The 20,774-nt window shown below is 35.0% G+C and carries 20 protein-coding genes; 16 read left to right on the forward strand and 4 right to left on the reverse strand.

From position 1 onward, the window contains the following. Positions 1-55: 55 nt before the first annotated feature. Together AC59HC_RS02355 and AC59HC_RS02360 are read right to left on the reverse strand one after the other, a co-directional pair. Positions 56-226 carry a hypothetical protein gene (locus AC59HC_RS02355; protein ID WP_171006273.1) on the reverse strand — a complete coding sequence of 57 codons (171 nt, stop codon included), beginning with the start codon at positions 224-226 and terminating at the stop codon, positions 56-58. A gap of 148 nt (positions 227-374) precedes the next feature. Further along, positions 375-2,105: a helix-turn-helix domain-containing protein gene (locus AC59HC_RS02360; protein WP_202843661.1), complete on the reverse strand. Its 1,731-nt coding sequence runs from the start codon at positions 2,103-2,105 to the stop codon at positions 375-377. A 210-nt stretch (positions 2,106-2,315) separates the two neighbouring features. Between AC59HC_RS02360 and AC59HC_RS02365 the strand changes: the two genes are divergently transcribed. From AC59HC_RS02365 to AC59HC_RS02410, 10 genes are all read left to right on the forward strand, one after another. Beyond that, positions 2,316-4,442, forward strand: a complete 2,127-nt coding sequence (locus AC59HC_RS02365; RefSeq protein ID WP_343643253.1) for an outer membrane beta-barrel family protein — start codon at positions 2,316-2,318, stop codon at positions 4,440-4,442. A gap of 121 nt (positions 4,443-4,563) precedes the next feature. Beyond that, entirely contained in the window at positions 4,564-4,701 is a 138-nt protein-coding gene (locus tag AC59HC_RS02370; RefSeq protein WP_343643252.1) for a hypothetical protein, read from the forward strand. 56 nt (positions 4,702-4,757) lie between these two features. Next, positions 4,758-4,964: an ecotin gene (locus AC59HC_RS02375; RefSeq protein WP_330745285.1), complete on the forward strand. Its 207-nt coding sequence runs from the start codon at positions 4,758-4,760 to the stop codon at positions 4,962-4,964. Between the two features lie 329 nt (positions 4,965-5,293). Continuing rightward, on the forward strand, positions 5,294-5,494 hold the full coding sequence (locus tag AC59HC_RS02380) for a hypothetical protein (protein WP_002983500.1): 201 nt from the start codon (positions 5,294-5,296) through the stop codon (positions 5,492-5,494). 348 nt (positions 5,495-5,842) lie between these two features. Beyond that, entirely contained in the window at positions 5,843-7,198 is a 1,356-nt protein-coding gene (locus AC59HC_RS02385) for a radical SAM/SPASM domain-containing protein (protein WP_002983497.1), read from the forward strand. Positions 7,199-7,208: 10 nt separating this feature from the next. Then, positions 7,209-8,126: a hypothetical protein gene (locus AC59HC_RS02390; protein ID WP_482399737.1), complete on the forward strand. Its 918-nt coding sequence runs from the start codon at positions 7,209-7,211 to the stop codon at positions 8,124-8,126. Positions 8,127-8,135: 9 nt separating this feature from the next. Continuing rightward, positions 8,136-10,322, forward strand: coding sequence for a peptidase domain-containing ABC transporter (locus AC59HC_RS02395; protein ID WP_411414461.1), 2,187 nt, complete (start codon positions 8,136-8,138; stop codon positions 10,320-10,322). A 227-nt stretch (positions 10,323-10,549) separates the two neighbouring features. Beyond that, positions 10,550-12,301: an alkaline phosphatase D family protein gene (locus AC59HC_RS02400; RefSeq protein ID WP_496557939.1), complete on the forward strand. Its 1,752-nt coding sequence runs from the start codon at positions 10,550-10,552 to the stop codon at positions 12,299-12,301. A gap of 152 nt (positions 12,302-12,453) precedes the next feature. After that, positions 12,454-13,092, forward strand: coding sequence for a hypothetical protein (locus AC59HC_RS02405; RefSeq protein WP_343643248.1), 639 nt, complete (start codon positions 12,454-12,456; stop codon positions 13,090-13,092). Positions 13,093-13,249: 157 nt separating this feature from the next. After that, complete coding sequence (locus AC59HC_RS02410; protein WP_496557940.1) at positions 13,250-14,299, forward strand: MBL fold metallo-hydrolase; 1,050 nt, start codon at positions 13,250-13,252, stop codon at positions 14,297-14,299. Between the two features lie 91 nt (positions 14,300-14,390). Here AC59HC_RS02410 and AC59HC_RS02415 read toward each other — a convergent pair whose 3' ends face one another. Further along, the gene (locus tag AC59HC_RS02415) at positions 14,391-15,230 is read right to left on the reverse strand and encodes a DUF4822 domain-containing protein (RefSeq protein WP_496557941.1); all 840 of its coding nucleotides are present in this window, start codon (positions 15,228-15,230) and stop codon (positions 14,391-14,393) included. Positions 15,231-15,467: 237 nt separating this feature from the next. Between AC59HC_RS02415 and AC59HC_RS02420 the strand changes: the two genes are divergently transcribed. The 3 genes from AC59HC_RS02420 to AC59HC_RS02430 all read left to right on the forward strand — a co-directional run bounded on the left by AC59HC_RS02420 (position 15,468) and on the right by AC59HC_RS02430 (position 17,881). Beyond that, complete coding sequence (locus tag AC59HC_RS02420; RefSeq protein ID WP_343643245.1) at positions 15,468-16,181, forward strand: DUF434 domain-containing protein; 714 nt, start codon at positions 15,468-15,470, stop codon at positions 16,179-16,181. Positions 16,182-16,183: 2 nt separating this feature from the next. Beyond that, positions 16,184-16,831, forward strand: coding sequence for a tRNase toxin domain-containing protein (locus AC59HC_RS02425; RefSeq protein WP_202843639.1), 648 nt, complete (start codon positions 16,184-16,186; stop codon positions 16,829-16,831). A gap of 264 nt (positions 16,832-17,095) precedes the next feature. Next, the gene (locus AC59HC_RS02430; RefSeq protein ID WP_496557942.1) at positions 17,096-17,881 is read left to right on the forward strand and encodes a TatD family hydrolase; all 786 of its coding nucleotides are present in this window, start codon (positions 17,096-17,098) and stop codon (positions 17,879-17,881) included. Between the two features lie 51 nt (positions 17,882-17,932). Here the strand turns inward: AC59HC_RS02430 and deoD are convergent, their stop codons facing one another. After that, a complete protein-coding gene (gene deoD, locus AC59HC_RS02435) occupies positions 17,933-18,643 on the reverse strand; it encodes a purine-nucleoside phosphorylase (RefSeq protein WP_343643242.1) in 711 nt (236 codons plus the stop codon). A 262-nt stretch (positions 18,644-18,905) separates the two neighbouring features. Here deoD and AC59HC_RS02440 point away from each other — a divergent pair, with 262 nt between their 5' ends. From AC59HC_RS02440 to AC59HC_RS02450, 3 genes are all read left to right on the forward strand, one after another. Next, complete coding sequence (locus AC59HC_RS02440; RefSeq protein WP_343643241.1) at positions 18,906-19,298, forward strand: VOC family protein; 393 nt, start codon at positions 18,906-18,908, stop codon at positions 19,296-19,298. 239 nt (positions 19,299-19,537) lie between these two features. Next, positions 19,538-20,197, forward strand: coding sequence for a conflict system bpX4 domain-containing protein (locus tag AC59HC_RS02445; protein WP_496558029.1), 660 nt, complete (start codon positions 19,538-19,540; stop codon positions 20,195-20,197). Then, positions 20,184-20,765, forward strand: a complete 582-nt coding sequence (locus AC59HC_RS02450; protein WP_343643239.1) for a DUF4919 domain-containing protein — start codon at positions 20,184-20,186, stop codon at positions 20,763-20,765. The genes AC59HC_RS02445 and AC59HC_RS02450 overlap by 14 nt, the downstream gene beginning before the upstream one ends. Positions 20,766-20,774: the final 9 nt, after the last annotated feature.

A 20,774-nucleotide genomic window follows, 5' to 3' on the forward strand; every position in this document is an offset into this window, starting at 1 on the left:
AAATAAAAAATCAGTAATTTTTCTCAAAATTACTGATAAAATGTTAAAATTGTCATTAATTTTTTACTGTCACATCTAGAGTATCTAATGTTTTGTCTAAGACCGTATCATTACCACCATTCAAAAGCATTTGATCACCTCCTCCGGAGCTAATCCCTCCTTTTATTTTAGACATTTGAACTTTGTTTAGGGATAATCTTTTTTCTGTTTTTTTAATTTTTTTCACTGCTGAAGTAATTTTAAGATTTTTAAATAAATTGAAGTACAAAGGAAATTCTATTCCTGTAAATAAAGAATTTATATATACCGAAATTGATAAATTTCGGTGAGATTTACATGTAAAATATTAATTTTTAGCAGTTTATAATTTTGTTTTAATTGAGAGCTTTTATATAATAAGAAGGAAGTGTTCCTGTTATTTTTTTGAAGGCATTCGTGAAAGACTCAGCATTGTTGTAGCCAATATCATCAGCAATAGCAGCAATGGTATGCTTTCTTATTTTTTCGTTAGATTTTAATTCTTCAACAATATAGTTGATCCTAAGCTCGTTCAGATATTGGGAAAAGTTTTTACCCTTTAATTCATTGACTAGCTTTGAGAGATAATCTCTGTTTGTATCAAATTCTTTTGACAGAGAATCTAAAGTAATATTTTTATTGAGAAAACTATTAGTCTTTTCAAACTGTTCTATTTTATCAATGAGTATTTTAAATTTTGGATTAGAAGAAAGGTCACTTTTCGTAGCTTTTTCCTTTCTTTCAATGATAATGGAAGGATCATTTGTAATGGGAGTTTCATTCTTTTGCTCTTTTTCCAGCACAGGGGTGCTCAAAGGTTTTTCTGATAATACTTTTGCCTGCTTTTCGTATTCTTTTATTTTCTTCCTGTTTTTCCTGATTACGAATATGAAAGCTAAAGTAATCATAAGCAAACACGCTATCAGCCAGGCATTCTGATGGTTCAGTCTTTCAATTACACTTACCTTTTCTTTCATAAGCAAAGGGGTGTCATATTTTTTCAGAATTTCTTTTGAAAGATTTTTTCGGTTCACAGCTATTATACTGTCACTATACATCAGGTTGTCAATGTATTTTAGTTGTTTTTTTAAATCGCCTTTCTTTTTATAAAAGTCTATCAGAATTTCATATCCCTCTCTTTTTATAGGTTCAAAACTGTTGAAAGTAAAAGAAATTGAATCTGCCTTTTTAAAAAATTCTATAGCTTCGTTTTCACTGCGGGTTGCATATTTTATTTTTCCCAGATAGTAATATAAAACTCCTAGATTACTATAATCTTTATTTGTTATCAATCCTTTTTGTACTTCCAGCAGGATTTTATAAGACAGCGAATAATCTTTTACATAAAAGAGGCTAATCCCTTTTATCATAAGCAGATAGCTGTAATAAGAATAATTATTGTATTTCTTACATTCTGTAAGCCCCAGATCTGCAAATTCAATACCTTTTTTATAGTCCTTACATTTGGTATAAATATTAGCTAAAGAAAAAATAGAAGCAATATAGTTTTTAGCATCTACATTGTTGTCTTTTATTTTATCTTTTTCATACTTATAGTATTTCAAAAAGAGAGGAAGTGCTTCCTGATATTCTTCTGTGGCTGTTTTTAGGATAGCAATGAGCTTGTTTATATAAAAAAACTGTTCTTTATTTTCAGCTTTGTTGTGATTAATAGCTATAGTATATTCATCTAAAGCCTCTTTGTATTTCCCTTCATTGTTGAATAAAATACCCTTTAATATATAAGATTTTGCCGGGTAATCGTAGTTATTAACGTTTTTTGAGGCAGAGATGAGTGAATCTGCAAAGGGATGCCCGTTTTCATTCTTCAGATTTTTTACCCGTGCTATATTATAATATCCATCAAACAGGATGTCCCTATTATTTTCTTTCTTTCCTTTTAATAGAATGTAATTGGCTAAAAGCTCAGCTTTATCGTTGTCAACCTGGAATACTTTATTGTAAGCATCATTAATATACTTATAACTTTTATTCTTTAACGAGTCTGGAATTTTTAGTCCCTTTATGCTTTGAGAAAAGAAAAAAACAGGGAAAACAGTTAAAATAATTAAATGAAACTTCTTCATATTTCTAAATACACTGCAAATTTATGAATTATCATCGGATTTTTATCAATGAAATATAAGTATTTGTTTATCAGTCATATATTGGTCTCTATGAGTCGGGAATTTGTAAATTTTTGGAAAAGGATATACCGGTATTGATCAATTTTGGATTACTAATCTTGTAGACTTTGAGTATAATCATGATGTTTGCATCAGAAATATTGAAAGTAAATGAGGAAAATATTAATATGTGTAAGTGTTGTGCTTCCCTTGTTGGGTTTCTCTCAAGAGAAGAAAGATTCCATTAAAACAGTTATAGAAAAACAAATTGCAGAAATAAAAGTGAATGGTAAAAAACCTTTTTTTGAACAAAAGGATGACCGTTTTGTTTTTAATGTTGAAAATAGCGATTTGGTTGTAGGAAATCACATATCCGAAGTTCTCTCTCAAACACCATTGTTAAAAGTAGATGATAATAAAATAACTCTTCTGGGAACAAACGCCTCTGTTTACATCAATGACAGAAAATCAATTCTTAAAGGCAAAGATTTAATACAATATCTTAATGCTATGCCGGCTTCTAATCTGGTAAAGATAGAGCTGATTACCAATCCTTCCTCAAAATATGATCTGGAGGATGCAATGATTATTAATCTGAAGCTGAAGAAACTGGAAACAGATGGACTGAAAGGAAGTTTTACCATTACAGATAAACAAAACAGAAAAAACAGCCAGCAGGCGAATATTGCTTTAAATTATCATAAAAACAGATTTTCAAATAATACCATGCTGTTTTTTGAAAATAATAATGACCTGCAAAGAAACAGTATTGATAACTATAGCTCAAAATTCAGCAGAAATCAGATTATAGGAAGTACGCTGATTAAAGAAACCAACTTTGGAGGAAATACAGGTTTTGATTACGAGCTTAATGAAAGAAGCAGCATAGGAGGTATTCTGGAATATTATCACAAAACACCTGAATCTTCACTTGAAAACAGGAATATATACTATGATACTACAGGAGGAATTTTTGAAAACAGAACGGTAAATACACAAAATGATAAGCTGAACCTTTTCGGAGGAAATGTTTATTACAGCTTTAATGATGATAAAAAATCCAAGCGATTGGATATCAACTTTGATTATTACACCCATCACAGAGATAATACGACAGAGTTTTTCAATTTGACCAGCCCATATTCAAACTTAATATATAATGATTATAAGAAGGACAATTATACGGTAAGAGTAGATTATTCCAAGACTTTCGAAAAATTAAAACTTAGTTTCGAAGCAGGAGGAAAACTTAATTGGCTTTCTACGGATAATCCTTATACCTATTATAATGCAGACGGTACATTAAATACCCTATTTTCTAATAATTTTACGTATCATGAAAATATCAACGCCTTATATACCAATGTTAAGAAAAAACTGTTTTCGGCATTGGATGTAAACCTGGGGCTTCGTTATGAAAACACAAACATCAACGCAAAACAAAATACGGTTAGCGAGAACTTTTCCAGAAGTTACAACAATATTGTACCCAGCATCAACCTTTCTTATATGATCAATAAGAACAACAGAGTTTCTCTGGGATATAGAACTGCATTATGGAGACCTTATGTAGATGATTTGAACCCATTTATTTATAAGAATAATGAAACCTGGTGGGAAACCGGAAATCCTGATCTTAATGTGGCAAAGATGTATTTATTTAATGCGAGCTACAGCATAAAAAGAACCTGGGTGTTTGTAAGTAATTTCGGTATTGTAAAAAATCCTATTCTTCCTTATACAGAGGTTGTAGATAATGTTTCTGTTACAAGGCCCAAAAACTTTGAAGGTAATGTAAAGCGTCTTTATGTGGGATTGAACTATAACAAACCATTGTTTGAAAACAAATGGATGTTTAATCTTTCAACAGGAATGTATTACATCAATAATGCAGATATCTATGATGTTCATCCTAGTTCTTGGTATAATAACTCTTCCGTTACAATTAGTGGAAATAATCTTTGGAATAAAGGCTGGAACATAAGCTATAACTTTGGTTACACCTCTCCATATACATTAGTTAATAAGAAAAACGGTTATTTTATCAATAATCAGCTTGAGGTTTCAAAGAGTTATAAAGATTTTAAATTCAAGCTTTCTGTAAAAGATATGCTGAATCTTTCAAACTCCCGTAATACACTATATAATAATGACGGATATATTGAAACTCTTTCGCAATCAAATTTAAGATCCATATCACTCAGCATATCCAAAACATTTGGAAACAACAAAGTAAAAAAGGTGAATACCGGAGATATAGACAAGGGGAGAACTCAAAATGAAAACCCCCGGCTGTAATCCTGTTCTTTTACTACAAAACTAATACACTAAAGGATAAAACTAATAACCATGAAAAACAAAAAACTTGAAGAGTTATCCAAAAAGATAACTCAGGGTAAGCTCAAAAAACTACACAAACATGAAGTTCTCACTATCTACGCAGGGAAAGACTTTACTGTCGATGATTGCATTAGACATCCCGATTGTAATTCCTATTGCGGAATCTGCTCAACGAATACCCCCAATTGCTGGAGCTTTTCATAAAGACTTTTATTGAGCCTTCTCTGAAGCCTGAACTTTTCAGCAAACTATTAACCATGAAAATTTATTGTGATGAAAAACAAAAAACTGTTTGAATTGTCTAAAAAAATTACTGAGAACAAAATCCCAGGAATGAAAAGAGAATCAGTTGAAGTTATTAAGGGGGGAATACAAAAAGAGATTATATCAGACTGTGCATGTTTCGGTGCAAATGCATGTTGGGGTTATGGAACCAGCCCATGTGCATTAAACAGTTGTTGGGCTTATTTTGACCAATAATTCGTCTACATAGGCTTGATTAATTTTTATAGAGTTAAGATTCGTAATAAACATAAAAAACTTACTTCTATGAAAAACAAAAAGCTTAAAACGATTTCTCAGGAAATCACAAATGTCAAAATGAAAAAACTGCAAAAAGAGGGCCTTGTATTTATTACCGGTGGCTTACTCGCTTACCATTGTAGCCAATGTACCTGTAGTTGGTGCAGGCCGGATCTGCACGTAGATCCTAATTGCTGGAGCTTTTCATAAAGAAATTTGTGTTCTGTATAGCCCTGTGTGGAATTAAAACTGTTCAGGGGAATTATTAACCATGAAAATTTATTGTCATGAAAAACAAAAAATTGTTTGAATTGTCTAAGAAAATTACTGAAAACAAGCTACAGGGAATGAGCGAAAATTCAGTAAAGACAATCAAAGGAGGTAGACTTCCTTTGGAATTAGCAGCAGACTGTACAAGTCAGAACAGCTGCTGGGGATTCGGAGGTACAGCTACTTGCAGTGGTAACAGCTGCTGGAGTTATAACTAATAGAACTCTGATTCCACAAATTTATGTTCTGCAGGGTCTTGTGTGGAATTAAAACTTTACAAGAGAAAAAATTAACCTAAGATTTATTGTGATGAAAAACAAAAAATTGTTTGAACTGTCTAAAAAAATCACTGAAAATAAGCTACAGGGAATGAGCGAAAGTTCAGTAAAGACAATCAAAGGAGGTAAGTTACCTTTAGAACTAGCGGCAACGTGCACAAGTCAGAATGACTGCTGGGGATTCGGAGGTACACAAACTTGCAGTGGTAACGAATGTTGGAGTTACAACTAAAGTAAAAAGTAGAGTAGCATTCGTGCTACTCTATTTAATATTAAAATAAAATAATTATGAAATACAAATTATCAAGATATATCCATACCATAGAAAACGAGGAAATTTTAGATGATCATGTCATTCTTTTTTCTACCCGTTCCGGAACATCCATTGAAGTGAAAAAAGGGTTATATGAAAAAATATGTAATCTTGAAACCACTCAGATTCCCGAAGAAATTTTTATCAACCTGATAAAAAATGAATTTTATGTACCTGAGTTTGAAGATGAGTTAAGAGAAATCCTTTCAGACAACATCATGTCGGTAGATCATCAGGATCTGAAAACACTTTCTTATGTGATTCAGCCTTCAGGAAACTGCCAGCTGGGATGTCACTATTGTGGCCAGCTGCATACTAACAAAAGTATGTCAAAAGAAGTTTTAGATCTTACATACGACAGAATCATTACTAAAATGGAAAGTCTGTCAAACGATCTGGAACACTTGAGTATTACATGGTATGGAGGAGAGCCGTTAACAGGTCTTTCGGCTATCTCTAATTTATCTACCCGTTTAATCAGCCTTTGTGAAGAGAAAAATTTAAAATATTCTTCAAGAATTATTACAAATGCTTTAAGCCTTAAATATTCTCTTTTTGAAAAACTGGTAAAAAATTACAGGGTTACAGAATATCAGATCACCATTGACGGAACTCAGGAATTCCATGATAAGAGAAGATATCTGAAAAATGGTTCTAACAGTTTTGATATTATCATTAAAAATATCAAAGAAATTGTTAATTCAGAATTATATCAAAAAGAAGCAAGTTTCAATATCAGATGTAATGTGGATAAAGAGAACAGTTACAATGTGATAGATTTTATTGATTATCTGGAAGCAGAAGGAATCCTTCAGCACGTAAGTTTCTATCTTGCTCCTATCCACGACTGGGGTGATAACAAAGCTACTATTAAAGGCGTGTCAAAAGAAGAATTTGCTGAGCTTGAAATAGAAGTTTATATGAAGCTTCTGCAATCAAAAGCGAAATTTAAAACACAGATTATTCCTGAAAGAGTTACTAAACCTTGTATGGTAGTAAGCCAGACCTCAGAAGTATTTGACGCTTTTGGAAATGTCTCCACATGTTGGGAAATTCCGTACACTCCAAAATATGATAACTCTGAGTTTTATGCCGGAAACATTGTGAAAGATAAAGATGTAGACAGCAAAAATGTTGTCATGAGAAACTGGTTTAATGAAATACCGGACAACAACTCATGGTGCAAAAGCTGTAAATTCCTTCCTCTGTGTGGTGGAGCATGTCCGAAAAACTGGTATGATAATATCCCGGCGTGTCCTTCCTTCAAATTTAATATTGACGACAGAATTCTTCTTCAAAGATATATTAATGAACAAGCTGTGCTTTCTTAATAGATGATGTATGGAAACAATAATTTTAGACAAAATAAAAACAGTAGAATTCAGGGAATATGAGGTGAAAAAACCAAGACATATTTTCGAAAATCTGATTGAAGAATTTAGAAAAGATATTCCGGAAGATATCCAGGCAGGATTGTTTTACTATATGAACCTGTCTGAAAAATCACTTTCTGCTTTTCGTACAGGGAATACTACCTTAGGAAATTACCTTTATTCAAAAATGCAAAGTATGAATACCTATTTCATAGAACCTATTCATCAGGGGATGATAAGCTTAGACTATGCTTTGCTTGCATATAAAAATTACGTGGAAAATGATTTTGTACTGGCAGAGGAAAATATTGACAGGGCTATTGAAAGTGCTTTAGTTCAGAGTAACACGTTTCCTTATTTTGCCATAATTATTGGAGAACAATCACTTAATAAAATCAGAATTTTTGCACGTACTCAAAATGAAGAGCGGTACAAGACAGAAGTCATGAAGATATTGGCTTTTTTCATGTTTAACCAACATGAAAATGAGAGCTGCAAAAATCTGGCTGAAGACCTTCCCCTTATTGATAAGCAGGGGATGTTAAAACATATTATTAACAACTCTTATATCGCCATTCTTAAATCTTCGCAGGATGAGAAAAAAACAAGACTGATATTTCAGCAGATCTTTAATGCTCTGCTAAAGCAAAATGAATTTTCAGGCGATCAGGAAAATTTACTGATAGCCATGCGCTGTATCGACAAAATTGAAGATGAAGATTTTTTAGATTATCTGAACGAGAATTTTTCTCATATCAAAAGTTCTCCGCAAAAATTAGTGAAAATTATAATAGAAAATTATTTAGATAAAATATCCAATAACCAGCAATTAGTAAACGATGAAGAATTTACTAAAAAGCTAAAAACACTAGGCATAACAATTTAACTTATTATTGTGTTCAACAAATTTCCCTTTTATTCCCAAATAGAACAGATGGATTGCGGTCCGGTTTGCCTTAAGATTATTCTAAAATATTACGGCAAAGATTGTGATCTGGTATATCTGAGAAACCTTACTGAAGTTACCCGATCCGGGGTTACTCTGGCAGATATTAATGATGCCGGTAAAAAGCTGTATTTTCATACAACTCCCTTTAAGGTTCCTTTGTCTACACTGAACGAGGATGTTCATTTACCCTGCATTTTACATTGGGAGCAGGAGCATTTTGTTGTACTCTATAAAATCAAAAATAATTTTTATTATATCTCAGATCCCAAATATGGCAGGCTAAAGCTTAAAAAAGAGCAGTTTGTAAAGCTTTGGATTTCGTCCGCAGATAACGAAGGGATTGGATTACAATTAATCCCGAAAGAAGAGTTTGTTGAGTTTAAACCTCCTTTTGAACAGCAGGATTTAAAAATTTTCAAAAGCTATATTCGTTCAGTTTTAGAAAAACAAAATTTCAAAATTGGACTGCTGATTTTTTTAATTACGATAAGTTCCGTTATTTCCTATATCTTTCCTCAGCTGATTCAGAAGATGTTTGACGAAGGAATGAAGTCGAAAGAAGGAAAAGTGATCATTGGAATTTTTGGATTTCAGATGCTTTTGTATGGAGGGCAGATACTCATCAATATCCTTCAGAATTTTGTAGGAGTACACTTTAGCTCACAGGTAAGCATTAAAATGCTGAATGACTTGCTGCAGAAAACAGTCAGACTTCCCGTCTCTTTTTTTGAAAACAGATTATATACAGACCTATTACAGAAAATAGAAGAACAGTCAAAAATAGAACAGTTATTAACCAGGCAATTGCTATCGAATATTTTATCAGTTTTTTTACTGATTGTACTAGTAATAAGGCTTTTAATATATAACCGGTATATAGCATTAGGGTTTCTGGGAATTGCCGTTTTTTCCACTGTATGGATTTACTTGTTTCATAATAAAAGAAGGATTATAGATTATTATGCCTTTAAATTAAATTCAGAAAGCAAAAATCATCTTGTTGAGATGATTACCGGGATGGTTTCCGTTAAAATTAGTAATGCTCATATTTCAAGAATATCAAAGTGGGAAGAGCTGCAGAAAAAGATATATAAGACCAAAGTAAAAAGTCTTATCCTGGATATTTATCAAACCAATGTTACCAGCATTATTAAACAGTTATTTATATTTTCAACTACCTTTTTTTGCGTGTATTGGGTATCACTTGGGAAAATGACGGTTGGTGAGATGCTGAGTATAGGATATATTATAGGTATTGCTTCCGCACCCATAGAAAATCTGGTCGCGTTTTTCCGCTCATTTCAGGATTCAAGTTTAGTGTATAAAAGAGTTCAGGAAATTCTACAGCAAACCGATGAAAACCTTAATTTAAAAGAGGGAAATCAGGCTCTGCTGAGTAAGGATATTAGTTTAAATAATGTATGGTTCAAATATCCGGGGGGACATCAGCCCTATGTTTTAAAAAATATCAATTTTAAAATTCCTAACGGGAAAGTTCTTGCCATTGTTGGAGAAAGTGGAAGTGGGAAAACCACATTATCCAAACTTCTTCTGGGATTTTATCCTTCTTCAGAAGGAGATCTGAACATCGGGCAGGAAGAGCTGTTTCAGATCAATCATGATTGGTGGAGAAGCAATTGTGGAGTTGTTCTTCAGGACTCATACATATTCAGCGGAACCATAAGGGAGAATATTGCCATGCAGGAAGACGCAGATGAAAAATTATTGATCAGTGCCTGTAAATTAGCCAATATATACGAAATGATTCAAAGTCTTCCTTTAGGATTTGATACCAAAATAGGAGCCGCAGGAGATGATTTAAGCGGAGGACAGAAACAACGTATTCTTATTGCAAGGGCTGTATATAAAAATCCGGATTTTATTTTCTTTGATGAAGCTACTTCTGCACTGGATGCAGAAAATGAAAAAATTATACATGATAATTTACAGGAGTTTTTTAAGGGAAGAACTGTTGTTATCATTGCACACCGTTTATCCACAGTAAAAAGTGCAGACAATATTATTGTTTTGAAAAAGGGCGAAGTTGTAGAGCAGGGTAACCACCAGGAATTAGTATCCAAAAAAGGAGAATATTTTAATTTGGTCAGAAACCAGCTGGAATTAGGAGAATAAAAGAAGACCTTAAATAATATATTTGATGAAAACAAGCTTCTTCTATGGAACTTGTTAAAAAAGGAAGCCGGAGAGGTTTCCTTTTGTGTTTGCCCATTACAGCAATATGTGTCATGATTTAATTTCTTATGCATAACATTAAACATTTGTTTAAAAAATCATAAAATATATTTAAAACACAGTTAACAGCCGTCTTCTCCGGATACCGTTGCTTTGCAAAAAAAGTAATGATGGAAAACAACAATCCACTCAACAGAAGAAGGTTTCTTAAAAATTCACTATTGGCAGCCGGAGGAATTTTCTTAGCTCCTTTAATTGAAAGCTGTAGCGACGATTTTACTGAAAATGGAAATGCCCCCGATAATCTCCAAAACGGAGGTTTTGAATCCGGGGTAGCAAGTTTTGATCCCAGCGCAACAGGAATTATTATCTGGACCCGGTATTCAAAAGGAACAGATGCAGAGATTACATGGGAAATCAGTAAAAACAGCAATTTTTCAGAAGTAGTAAGAAGAGGTCAGGCAAATGCTGCACTGGTAAATGATTTTACTATAGCGGTAGATGTACAGAATATCTCTTCCAATACAAAATATTATTACAGATTCTATAACAATACAACTAAGGAAGTCAGCGTAACAGGAGAAACCCTTACTTTACCTTCAAAATCTGATGCTGTAAGTGAAGTAAAAATGGCTGTCGTATCTTGTTCCAACTTTCCTGCAGGACTTTTCAATGTGTATGGTGCGATTGCAAAATCTGAAGCAGATGTTGTCGTACACCTTGGAGACTATATTTATGAATATGCTCCCGGACAATACGGAACAAACCCTTACACCAATCAGTTGGGAAGAGCGCATCAGCCGGCAAAGGAAATCCTTACCCTCAATGATTACAGGGAACGATACAGGCAGTACAGAGGAGATAAAAACCTTCAGCTTCTTCACCAGAAAAAGCCTTTCATCTGCGTCTGGGACGATCATGAGTTTGCCAATGATACCTATAAAGCAGGAGCAGAAAACCATCAGCCGAACGAAGGAGATTTTCAGGCAAGAAAAATGGCTGCATTTCAGGCATACAGCGAATACATTCCTCTTAAAACAGGGAAAGATATGAGAATTTACAGAAGTTTCAGCTTCGGGAATATCGTTTCCCTTTACATGATGGATACAAGGGTGATTGCAAGGGATAAACAAATGGAATATTCGGATTATCTTGATAATACAGGAAGTTTTAATCAGACACAGTTTAAAACAGATTTCTTAAGCACCAGCAGAAAACTGATCGGAAACGAGCAGATGTCATGGCTGAATGCCCAGATCAATGGTGATACAGCCAAATGGAAAGTGCTTGGACAACAGATTTTAATGACGAAAATGATGGTTCCTGCAGAGCTTTTGATGCTGCTGAATCAGATTCTTGCGGAAATTAAACAGTATGGAAGTGCACAGCCGGCTACTATGCAGGTGTTTCAGAATACCATCACTCAGTTGATTATTCTTAAAACAAGACATCAACAACAGGATCCTACATTGACACCGCAGGAAATTGCAAGAATCACAACGACTTTACCATACAATCTGGATGCATGGGATGGATATTTCATGGAAAGAGAACAGCTTTACTCTGTTCTTGCAGGAAAAAATGTAGTGGTACTGGCCGGAGACACCCACAATGCATGGTTAGGAAAGCTTACCGATGCACAGGGTAAATTTATCGGGACAGAGCTTGCCTGCAGTTCCGTTTCTTCTCCCGGTCTTGAAGGATATCTGGGAATCACTTCGGATCCTGCAAAAGCAATAGAACTGGCTCAGGCATTTTCATTATTGATTGATGACCTGGAATATGCCAATCTTTATAAAAGAGGATATCTGCATGTGAAATTTACCACCGGAAGTTCTACTGCAGAGTGGAGGTTTGTAGACAATGTGATTTCCGATACCTACAATACCACTACAGAAAAGACCTATACGATTTCATAGTTTCAATAATCATATCTTATTTTCAATTTGGTAAAAAGAGTCATGGTGCTGCTGTGGCTCTTTTGTATTATTTACTTTTTTCGTATATTAAACAGATGCAAGAGGATTCAAGAAAAGATTTTTTGCCATTAACATCCGAAACATGGTGCTTCATGACCTGGATAACCAGGACTTTTGGAGTGCTTTTATTGTTGACGGCATTTCTGCTGGTATTGGGATTACCCGTTGTGGTGAGTGATAAATTGTTCATATTTATTATTGTGGCAATATTATACTATCCGGCTCTTGCTTTCGGTTTATACCGTTTCTTCAGGTATCAGAAGAGAATCAGAAAAAGAGTAGTCCGAAAGATACAGGTTGATGATAAAGGAATTCATTACGAAAGAGCCGATGGAACAATAGATCAAATTCTTTATCATGATCTGGAAAAATATAACCTTCCGGATGTATATGATGTAAGTATCAGCCCACGAAACAAGATTTATGTATTGAATGTAAAGCACAATGGTTCGGCAGCAGATGTAGATTTTGACGGAACTGATGCCGGTTACAGCTACTATATCGGAAATTTAAAAGCTCTACGAAGAAGATATATCCAGGGAATTGTACATTTTCGGCCGGATTTGCGCATAGATCCTTTGGTATATGACGTCTATTATATCAACCCCAGTGATTTTACTTTCGATAAAAAAAAGTATTGGACAGAATTTGCGCAGACTTTTGCTTTAATGATAATAGGTTGCATAGTGTTAGGAATCTTTGTACTTGGACTGGTTAAATGGATTTTTTAAGAATAGTTTTCATTAAATCATAAAGAATTAAAATTTCAACATCCTTTATTTTCACATCTCAAAATCTTATGCTTATATTTATTTTATAGTAAAATTTCACACCCAATAAGATAAAGAGCATACCTTTAGAAACCGGGATGGATTTAAAATAAAATAAATGAAAAGTTTAAAAAAGCAGCTGGGACAGTTTCCCGATGAAAAAAGAAAAGAATATTTCAGTACACTGCCCAATTATCTGAACGGCCGGTTTCAGAATATATTGACAACCCCGGCATTGTTAGAAGGAGAGAGTATGACTAAATTACTCCTTCAAAGCCTATGCAAAATAGAAAACACATCACCCAAAACAGCGCTCCCTTTTGTAGAGACTGATCTTAAAAATCTTCAACCGGATGAAAATGTGCTGATATGGTTTGGGCATAGTTCTTATTTCATACAAGTTGATGGAAAGACATTCTTAATAGATCCAGTTTTCAGTGGAAATGCTTCTCCCATGCCGGGTTCAATAAAAGCTTTTCAGGGATCCGATTATTACAAACCGGAACATATGCCTGAGATTGACTTCCTTCTTATTTCGCATGATCATTGGGATCATCTGGATTATAAAACCGTTCAGCAATTAAAGGATAAAGTAGGAAAAGTCATTTGCGGACTGGGAACCGGACAGCATTTTGAATATTGGGGCTGGACATTTGATACAATCATTGAAAAGAACTGGTGGGAAAGTATAGATATTGCAGAAGGCTTCAGAATCACGCTTACTCCGGCAAGACACTTTTCAGGAAGATTACTGAACCGTAATATCTCGCTCTGGACCTCCTTCGTTTTAAAAACGCCTTCCAAAAATCTGTTTTTAGGCGGTGACAGCGGCTATGGGAATCATTTTACAGAAATCGGAGAGAAATTCGGGCCATTTGATCTGGCAGTAATGGAAAATGGGCAGTATAACGAAAAGTGGCCTTATATCCATACATTGCCGGACCAGCTGATGAAAGAAATAAAAGAATTAAAAGCCCAAAACTTTATCCCGGTACACAATTCCAAATTCAAGCTTGCACAGCATATCTGGTACGAACCTTTAGAGCTGGCTTCAAAACATGCTGAAGAAAACAATATCCCGGTTACCCTTCCGATGATCGGGGAAAAAGTAAATCTGGATCAGCTGGGAAAAGTAAACTGGAAAAAATGGTGGGAAGAATACAAATGATAAGTTACTAACGGAACATTCCTTTAATTAAAACATATAAAAACCTGCCCGTTACTGAGCAGGTTCTTCCTTATTATAAAAAAAATAATCATTACAAAGGTTCCTTATGGTTGACCTTTGTATGGATAATATCGTAAAATACAGCTGGGTTAGCCGCATCTGGGGTAATTCTGTAAGTAAATGTTGTTTCGTTCAAAAGTAGAATATCCACAACACGCGTAAAAGTTGGAGTCGTAAGCGTTCTCTTCTTTCCATCAGGAGAAATAGACCATGTTCCTTCAGATCGCAGTATATCATTTAAACCGAAAATTTTAAAAGTTCCGTTAGCTTTGAAGTAAGAATATCCTACATATCCGGCTACACTGGCATCAGTAAGAGCAACATTATTTCCGCTTTTATCTCTGGCACCTGTTGTTTCCCATGGAGTAGAAGCCAAAGTAAGCTGCCCGTTAGCTGGCTCAGCGTGAGAAGTTTTCGTATGGATAATGTCATAATACACAGACGGATCACTGGAATTAGGACGGATTCTGTAGGTGAATTCATTTCTGTTCAACACAAGAATTTCAACATCGCGGGTGAAAATAGTGGTTCCGTCCGGGTTTAAGGCAGCAATAGTTCTTGTTTTACCCTGAGCATCTACAGACCATGTTCCCATAGATCTCAATACATCTGTAAGGCTGTAGATTGCAAACATTCCGTCTGTCTTGAAATAAGCAAACCCTACATATCCGGCTACACTGGCATCAGTAAGGGCAACATTATTTCCGTTTTTATCTTTAGCTCCGGTAGTTTCCCATGGCGTAGAAGACAGTACTTGTGAGGGAGTCTGCTGTTCAATAATGATTTCATTGTCATCACTCGAGCATGAAACGAAAGACGCTGATAACAGCACCGCTGCAGACAGATAACATAATTTTTTCAGTGTATTCATAAAAGTATTTTTTAAGTCTTTGCAAACTTATTTCTAATAAATATCACGGCGTTGTACAAAATATCTCTTTTGTTGTAAAAAACATAACAGATCCCAATTCAAAATGAGAAAAATGATATCATTGACAAATTTAACAATCAAAGGTGTGAAATTCCCATCCTTTGGAGGGGTGTCAAAAATTCAAAGAATTTTTGACGGGGTGGTTTCTAACATCCACCAAAAACTTTATTTTTGAATATGAATAACAGAAACCGTGGAAAAAATACCGGCGATGATACTTTATTCGGTTCAGAGAAACAGGTCAGTAAGCTAAAACTGGCCGTTGAAGACATGCAGTACCTTCTGAGCAGAGATTACCCGGAAAAAGCGGCTTCGGATCTCGTTGGTAACAGGTACCGTCTGAAAACCCGTCAGATACAAGCTTTGAGAGGAATGTCGGCATCCGATGTACAGCTTCATAACAGACAGTTGAAGCATGTTGATATTTCAGATTTAAAAGAGAAAACAATATATCTTGATGGTTTCAATGTTATTATTTTATTGGAAAGTCTGCTTTCTGAAGCTTATGTTTTTGAAGGATTGGATGGCTGTATCCGTGACCTTTCAGGAGTGCATGGAACTTATAAAAGAGTTAATCAAACCTTAAGAGCAGTTGAATTGATTGCTTCTTTTTACCGGAAAAATCATATTCAGAAACTTGTATGGATTTTTGATCAACCGGTTTCCAACAGTGGAAGAATCAAACAGCTTGTTCTTGAATATGCTGAGCAGAATCGACTCAACTGGGAAGCTGATCTTCAGTTTAATCCTGATAAATTTCTGGCAGAAAGTTCGGGAATCATTATTTCTTCTGATGCCTGGATTCTCGATCACTGCAAAGAATGGTTCAATCTTATTGGTTATCTGATCAGTGAAGAAAATCTTTCTGTTAATCTTATCAAAACAAAGTAAGTATGAATATGTTTGAACCTTATATTCCACTGTTTTCAGAAGTATGGAAGGGTAAATACAAAGCCCTTTTAGCAGAAGAACACCTGGAAACTCTGGAGGAAAATATTCATAGGTTTAAGCAGAATACTTTAGAATTGCAGCTGCCTTATTTTAATGAAGAAATAATTATTGACAGGCAGGAAAGCTTTGGAAAATTCATTCCCATTCTGGAAAGTAACGATTCTGATGAGGTAAAAGCAGCATCGCTGGAAGCAATTCCTTTTGAACACTGGCTGAATATTTTAGGACAAAGATTAACCTCTGCAAGCATCCGCGATGAAAATGGCATTCCACCGTTGAAAACCATGCTGCTCAATGCCTGTCAGGAACCTTTCAATAACGAAATTACCATTGCACAAAGAGCCTGGGAAAAACACATTGGAAGAATGGATGATTTCTGGGGCGAAATAAAAGGGAACAATCAGCAGAAACAGGAGAAGGTCATGGCAAAAATCTATGAAATTCTTGACAATAAAACCTGGTGGAATGTCTTCTTTCATTATAAACATGAGCTGGTCTTTGAAGTCCGGGAAAAAGAAGGTCACGGAATCCGCTGGAGCCACGGCGGAATAAAACTGATCGGCTTTCTCGAAAAATTTATCAACGAATAGAGTATCCACAAACATCTGCACCATCTGTGAAATCGGTGGGAAAATAAAAACTCCCGCAGACAAGCAGATTTTTTAATCGTAAAGTATTTTGTCTTTTTACTTTTCTTCTTTTTAACTGCGTAAAAACATTGCGTACCATACTTCTAGTTTTGTAGATATAAAACATAAGCTACGAATCAATGAGAACAAAAGTTTTTCTAACAGAATTCTACCAGTTTCCATTTTATATTTAGAAATTAACATCGAATAAAAAGTAAAAAATATATGAACACTTATATTGATATTGGCATTAATCTGACCAATAAACAGTTCTATAATGAACACGAAGAAATTATTAACCGTGCCTTGGATCACGGAGTTGAGCATATGATTCTCACCGGAACCAGCGTAAGAGGAAGTAAAGAATCTTCTGAAATTGCCGAAGAATATCCCGAAATTTTATTTTCAACAGCCGGAATTCATCCCCATGATGCCAAATCTTTTAATGGACAAAGTATTGATGAGCTCAGAAAACTATTAAAGCAGGATCATGTGGTTTCAGTAGGCGAATGCGGGCTGGATTTTGACCGTGATTTCTCTCCGAGAACGATCCAGGAAAAATGTTATAAAGCACAGCTGGAGCTTGCGATAGAAGTTAATAAACCACTTTTCCTTCATGAAAGAGCTGCATTTAAAAAGTTTAATGACATCACGGATGAATACCTTACCCGATTACCCGAAGCCGTTGTACATTGCTTTACCGGAACATTGGAGGAAGCAAAAACATATCTGGATAAAGGATTTTATTTAGGATTTACCGGAGCCATAAGTGATGACAAAAGATTTAAACATCTGGAAGACGTCATAAAATATGTACCTCTTGATAGAATGATGATTGAAACCGATGCTCCCTTTATGCTTCCGAAAAATATGCCCGGAATGCAGAACAGAAGAAATGAACCTTCGTTTTTACCTTATGTAGCACAAACGATTGCCCACCTGAAGAAGATCAGCATTTCCGAAGTCGCAGACGAGATCACAGAAACGGCCAGAAATTTTTTCAGACTATAAAAAAGAGCTCTACTGATGAAGTAAAGCTCTTTTCTTATAATGTATTGGCTCTTATAAACTCTTTATCGCCGATTCCAAAGCCAGCTCCATCATTGGATTCAAAGCTGTTTCTCTTTCATCAGCAGAGATTTTTTCGTGGGTAGGAATAATATCCGTTACCGTAAGAATAGTCGCAGCATTTTTTCCTAAGTACTGAGCATTGGCAAACAAACCGAAAGCTTCCATTTCTACTGCAGGGCAGTTATATTTGGTAGCAATTTCAGGAGTAGCAGGATCTTTTCTGTAGAAAATATCACTACTGTGGATATTGATGGCTTTAGCATTCAATGATAAATCTTTAGCCGTTTCGTTGATGGTATTAAAGATATTCCCCTGGTGAGAAAGGATTTCATCTTCAATTCCCCATGCATATTTGGCGTACGTACTTTCGCTGGCAGCTTTGTCAATATTTAAAATATCAAAAAGTTGAAGATCTGTATTGTAAGCACCACAAGTCCCGATTCTAATGATCGTGTCTACTTCATACTCTGTGAACAGTTCAAAAGAATAGATTCCGATACTTGGAAAACCCATTCCACTTGCTCCTACAGTGATTTCCTTCCCTTTATAAAGACCTGTATAATAAAAAATTCCTCTGGTTTTGCTTACCAGTTTAGCATTTTCTAAATAATTTTCAGCAATATACTGTGCACGAAGCGGATCCCCCGGCTGCAATACTACTTTGGCAATTTCTCCTTTTTTTGCACTGATGTGAATACTCATAATGTTATTTTGAATGGGACAAAGATAATAACTTTTAGTTTGTTTCAGCCATTACGAAAATGGAAACAATGAAGCCTTCTCTCATTTACAGACAGTATAAGATCTTATCAATAAATGCTTTAAATAAGATTTTAATTAAAGTCTTTTGTATAATTCAAAATGTCACCTGGTAAATACAGAACAATAAAAGAATAATGTGGAGCGGGTATCGTTAAAGGCCAGCGGCTACTTTTGCAACAGTCAAACCGTAAAAATTGAAACTATGACAATTGAACATATCGCTGTTTGGGTGAAAGATCTGGAAATATCCAGAGCGTTTTATCAGAAATATTTCGGAGCCGTTTCCAATGAAAAGTATCACAATCCTGTTAAAAATTTTCAATCCTATTTTTTAAGTTTTGAGAACGGCTGTCGCCTTGAAATTATGACCAGACCGGATATCAGAGAAACTGAAAACTCTTACGAATCTCAACAGTATGGGATTATCCATCTTGCATTTTCTGTTGGTAGCAAAGATAAAGTAGACGAGCTTACAGAAATGCTGAGAAAAGACGGATACACCGTTGCCGGAGAACCACGTACCACTGGAGACGGATATTACGAAAGCGTGATCCTTGATCCGGAAAATAATATCATTGAAATTGTATCACAGTAAGTCATTGCGAGGAGCTTTAGCGCCGAAGCAATCTTTAGTAGTAATGAATACGTAATTTCAAACCTTATAGGTTTTTAAAACCTATAAGGTTTAGATTGTAAGATTTTCTTGCACCTTAAAAACGGCATAATGCTTATAACCTTTGCATCTTTGCGTTTTCCAACACTTTAATTCCATATTTAACAAGAATCTTTCCCACAAAAATTTTATTCTCAACGAAATAATTTTATTTTTGTTAGATCATGGAAACCAAGTCACCGTTTTTAGACACGATCTTTTTGCTTCGTAAGGAAGAATGTATCACTCTTTTTTCAAGCTTACAGCAAATCTCCCCTCAGGAAGAGGCGGAAGCAGGAGATTATTTTGAAACAGAATTCGAAAAAGAAAGACTTGAATTTTTATCAGACCGTTTAATCTGTAACAAACAGACAGCCGTATGGGCCGCCAAGATTCTCTATCACAGCGCACAGCTTTATCTCATCAGAGAAAATACCGAAAAGGATATTGAAAATCTTATTCCCGGATTCAAAGGAACACGGGATATTCCTTCCATCTTATCCGCAGATATGTCACTCAGATTTTTGCCACAGGTAATGACTGCTTTACATACTGTGGATCCCGAAGATGCTTTAATCCCCATGCTGGAAAATATTCTGACACAGTTTCACTATTCCGGAATAGGATATGATCTTGATCTGAAAAACGTAAATTGGCCTGAAGAACTGAAAGACAGTACCTACAGAAAGCTATATCTGGAAAGAATTGTTGAAAAAAAAGATGATAAACTGGCAGAAATTCCGTTTATCAATAAACAACTGATTGCCGAATTCGGAATGCACAAAGACGCATTCTGGCGAGAATTAAAAACTATAACCGAAGATAATAATGAAAACGTATGAGAAAGTATTTGAATTTTTAGCGGACCCCACCAAAGAAACGTTCCTGAAATGCCGTGAGCTGGTAATCAATGATCCTGAATATGATCCCTATTCGGAAGATATTGAAAACATGCAGGATCTACTCAATGAAGGAAAGTTTGAAGAGGTTATACAATATGTAAACGTCAATATTTTGCTGAGTCCGAGAGCCCATATTTATAAATATTTTGCGTACAAAGAACTGGGCGAAGATAAAGGACGAAGTATTGAAATGACAATAGCACAGCTTATTTTTGAATGCCTTGAAAAAACAGGAGATGGAACCAGGGATTCACCCTATATTATTACAAGAATTTCCGATGAAAGAGATCTGATCAGACATCATTTCAATAAACAGGATGTTTCACAAAGTCTGGTCAGGGATGGAAATAAGATCATGGATGCACTTACTCTTGATGATGGATCTCAATTGTACTTTGATATCAAAGATCCTTATCAGAGAATGGCCTTTTCATTCAGCAAAAGAAATGAACAGGCAGAAAGCAAAGAAGAACAGAAACCCCAAAAGAAAAAATGGTGGAAATTTTAATTTTTTAAG

It is taken from the genome of Chryseobacterium sp. DZ-32, from assembly GCF_059587025.1.

Bases quoted from the DNA above. Each gene is read 5' to 3' on its own strand.
- AC59HC_RS02385 (WP_002983497.1), top strand. From the start codon at position 5,843: ATGAAATACAAATTATCAAGATATATCCATACCATAGAAAACGAGGAA.
- AC59HC_RS02450 (WP_343643239.1), top strand. From the start codon at position 20,184: ATGAAAACGTATGAGAAAGTATTTGAATTTTTAGCGGACCCCACCAAA.
- AC59HC_RS02420 (WP_343643245.1), top strand. From the start codon at position 15,468: ATGAATAACAGAAACCGTGGAAAAAATACCGGCGATGATACTTTATTC.
- AC59HC_RS02440 (WP_343643241.1), top strand. From the start codon at position 18,906: ATGACAATTGAACATATCGCTGTTTGGGTGAAAGATCTGGAAATATCC.
- AC59HC_RS02425 (WP_202843639.1), top strand. From the start codon at position 16,184: ATGAATATGTTTGAACCTTATATTCCACTGTTTTCAGAAGTATGGAAG.
- AC59HC_RS02415 (WP_496557941.1), bottom strand. From the start codon at position 15,230: ATGAATACACTGAAAAAATTATGTTATCTGTCTGCAGCGGTGCTGTTA.
- AC59HC_RS02380 (WP_002983500.1), top strand. From the start codon at position 5,294: ATGAAAAACAAAAAATTGTTTGAATTGTCTAAGAAAATTACTGAAAAC.
- AC59HC_RS02390 (WP_482399737.1), top strand. From the start codon at position 7,209: ATGGAAACAATAATTTTAGACAAAATAAAAACAGTAGAATTCAGGGAA.
- AC59HC_RS02370 (WP_343643252.1), top strand. From the start codon at position 4,564: ATGAAGTTCTCACTATCTACGCAGGGAAAGACTTTACTGTCGATGATT.
- AC59HC_RS02360 (WP_202843661.1), bottom strand. From the start codon at position 2,105: ATGAAGAAGTTTCATTTAATTATTTTAACTGTTTTCCCTGTTTTTTTC.
- AC59HC_RS02410 (WP_496557940.1), top strand. From the start codon at position 13,250: ATGAAAAGTTTAAAAAAGCAGCTGGGACAGTTTCCCGATGAAAAAAGA.
- AC59HC_RS02365 (WP_343643253.1), top strand. From the start codon at position 2,316: ATGAGGAAAATATTAATATGTGTAAGTGTTGTGCTTCCCTTGTTGGGT.
- AC59HC_RS02400 (WP_496557939.1), top strand. From the start codon at position 10,550: ATGATGGAAAACAACAATCCACTCAACAGAAGAAGGTTTCTTAAAAAT.
- deoD (WP_343643242.1), bottom strand. From the start codon at position 18,643: ATGAGTATTCACATCAGTGCAAAAAAAGGAGAAATTGCCAAAGTAGTA.
- AC59HC_RS02405 (WP_343643248.1), top strand. From the start codon at position 12,454: ATGACCTGGATAACCAGGACTTTTGGAGTGCTTTTATTGTTGACGGCA.
- AC59HC_RS02375 (WP_330745285.1), top strand. From the start codon at position 4,758: ATGAAAAACAAAAAACTGTTTGAATTGTCTAAAAAAATTACTGAGAAC.
- AC59HC_RS02430 (WP_496557942.1), top strand. From the start codon at position 17,096: ATGAACACTTATATTGATATTGGCATTAATCTGACCAATAAACAGTTC.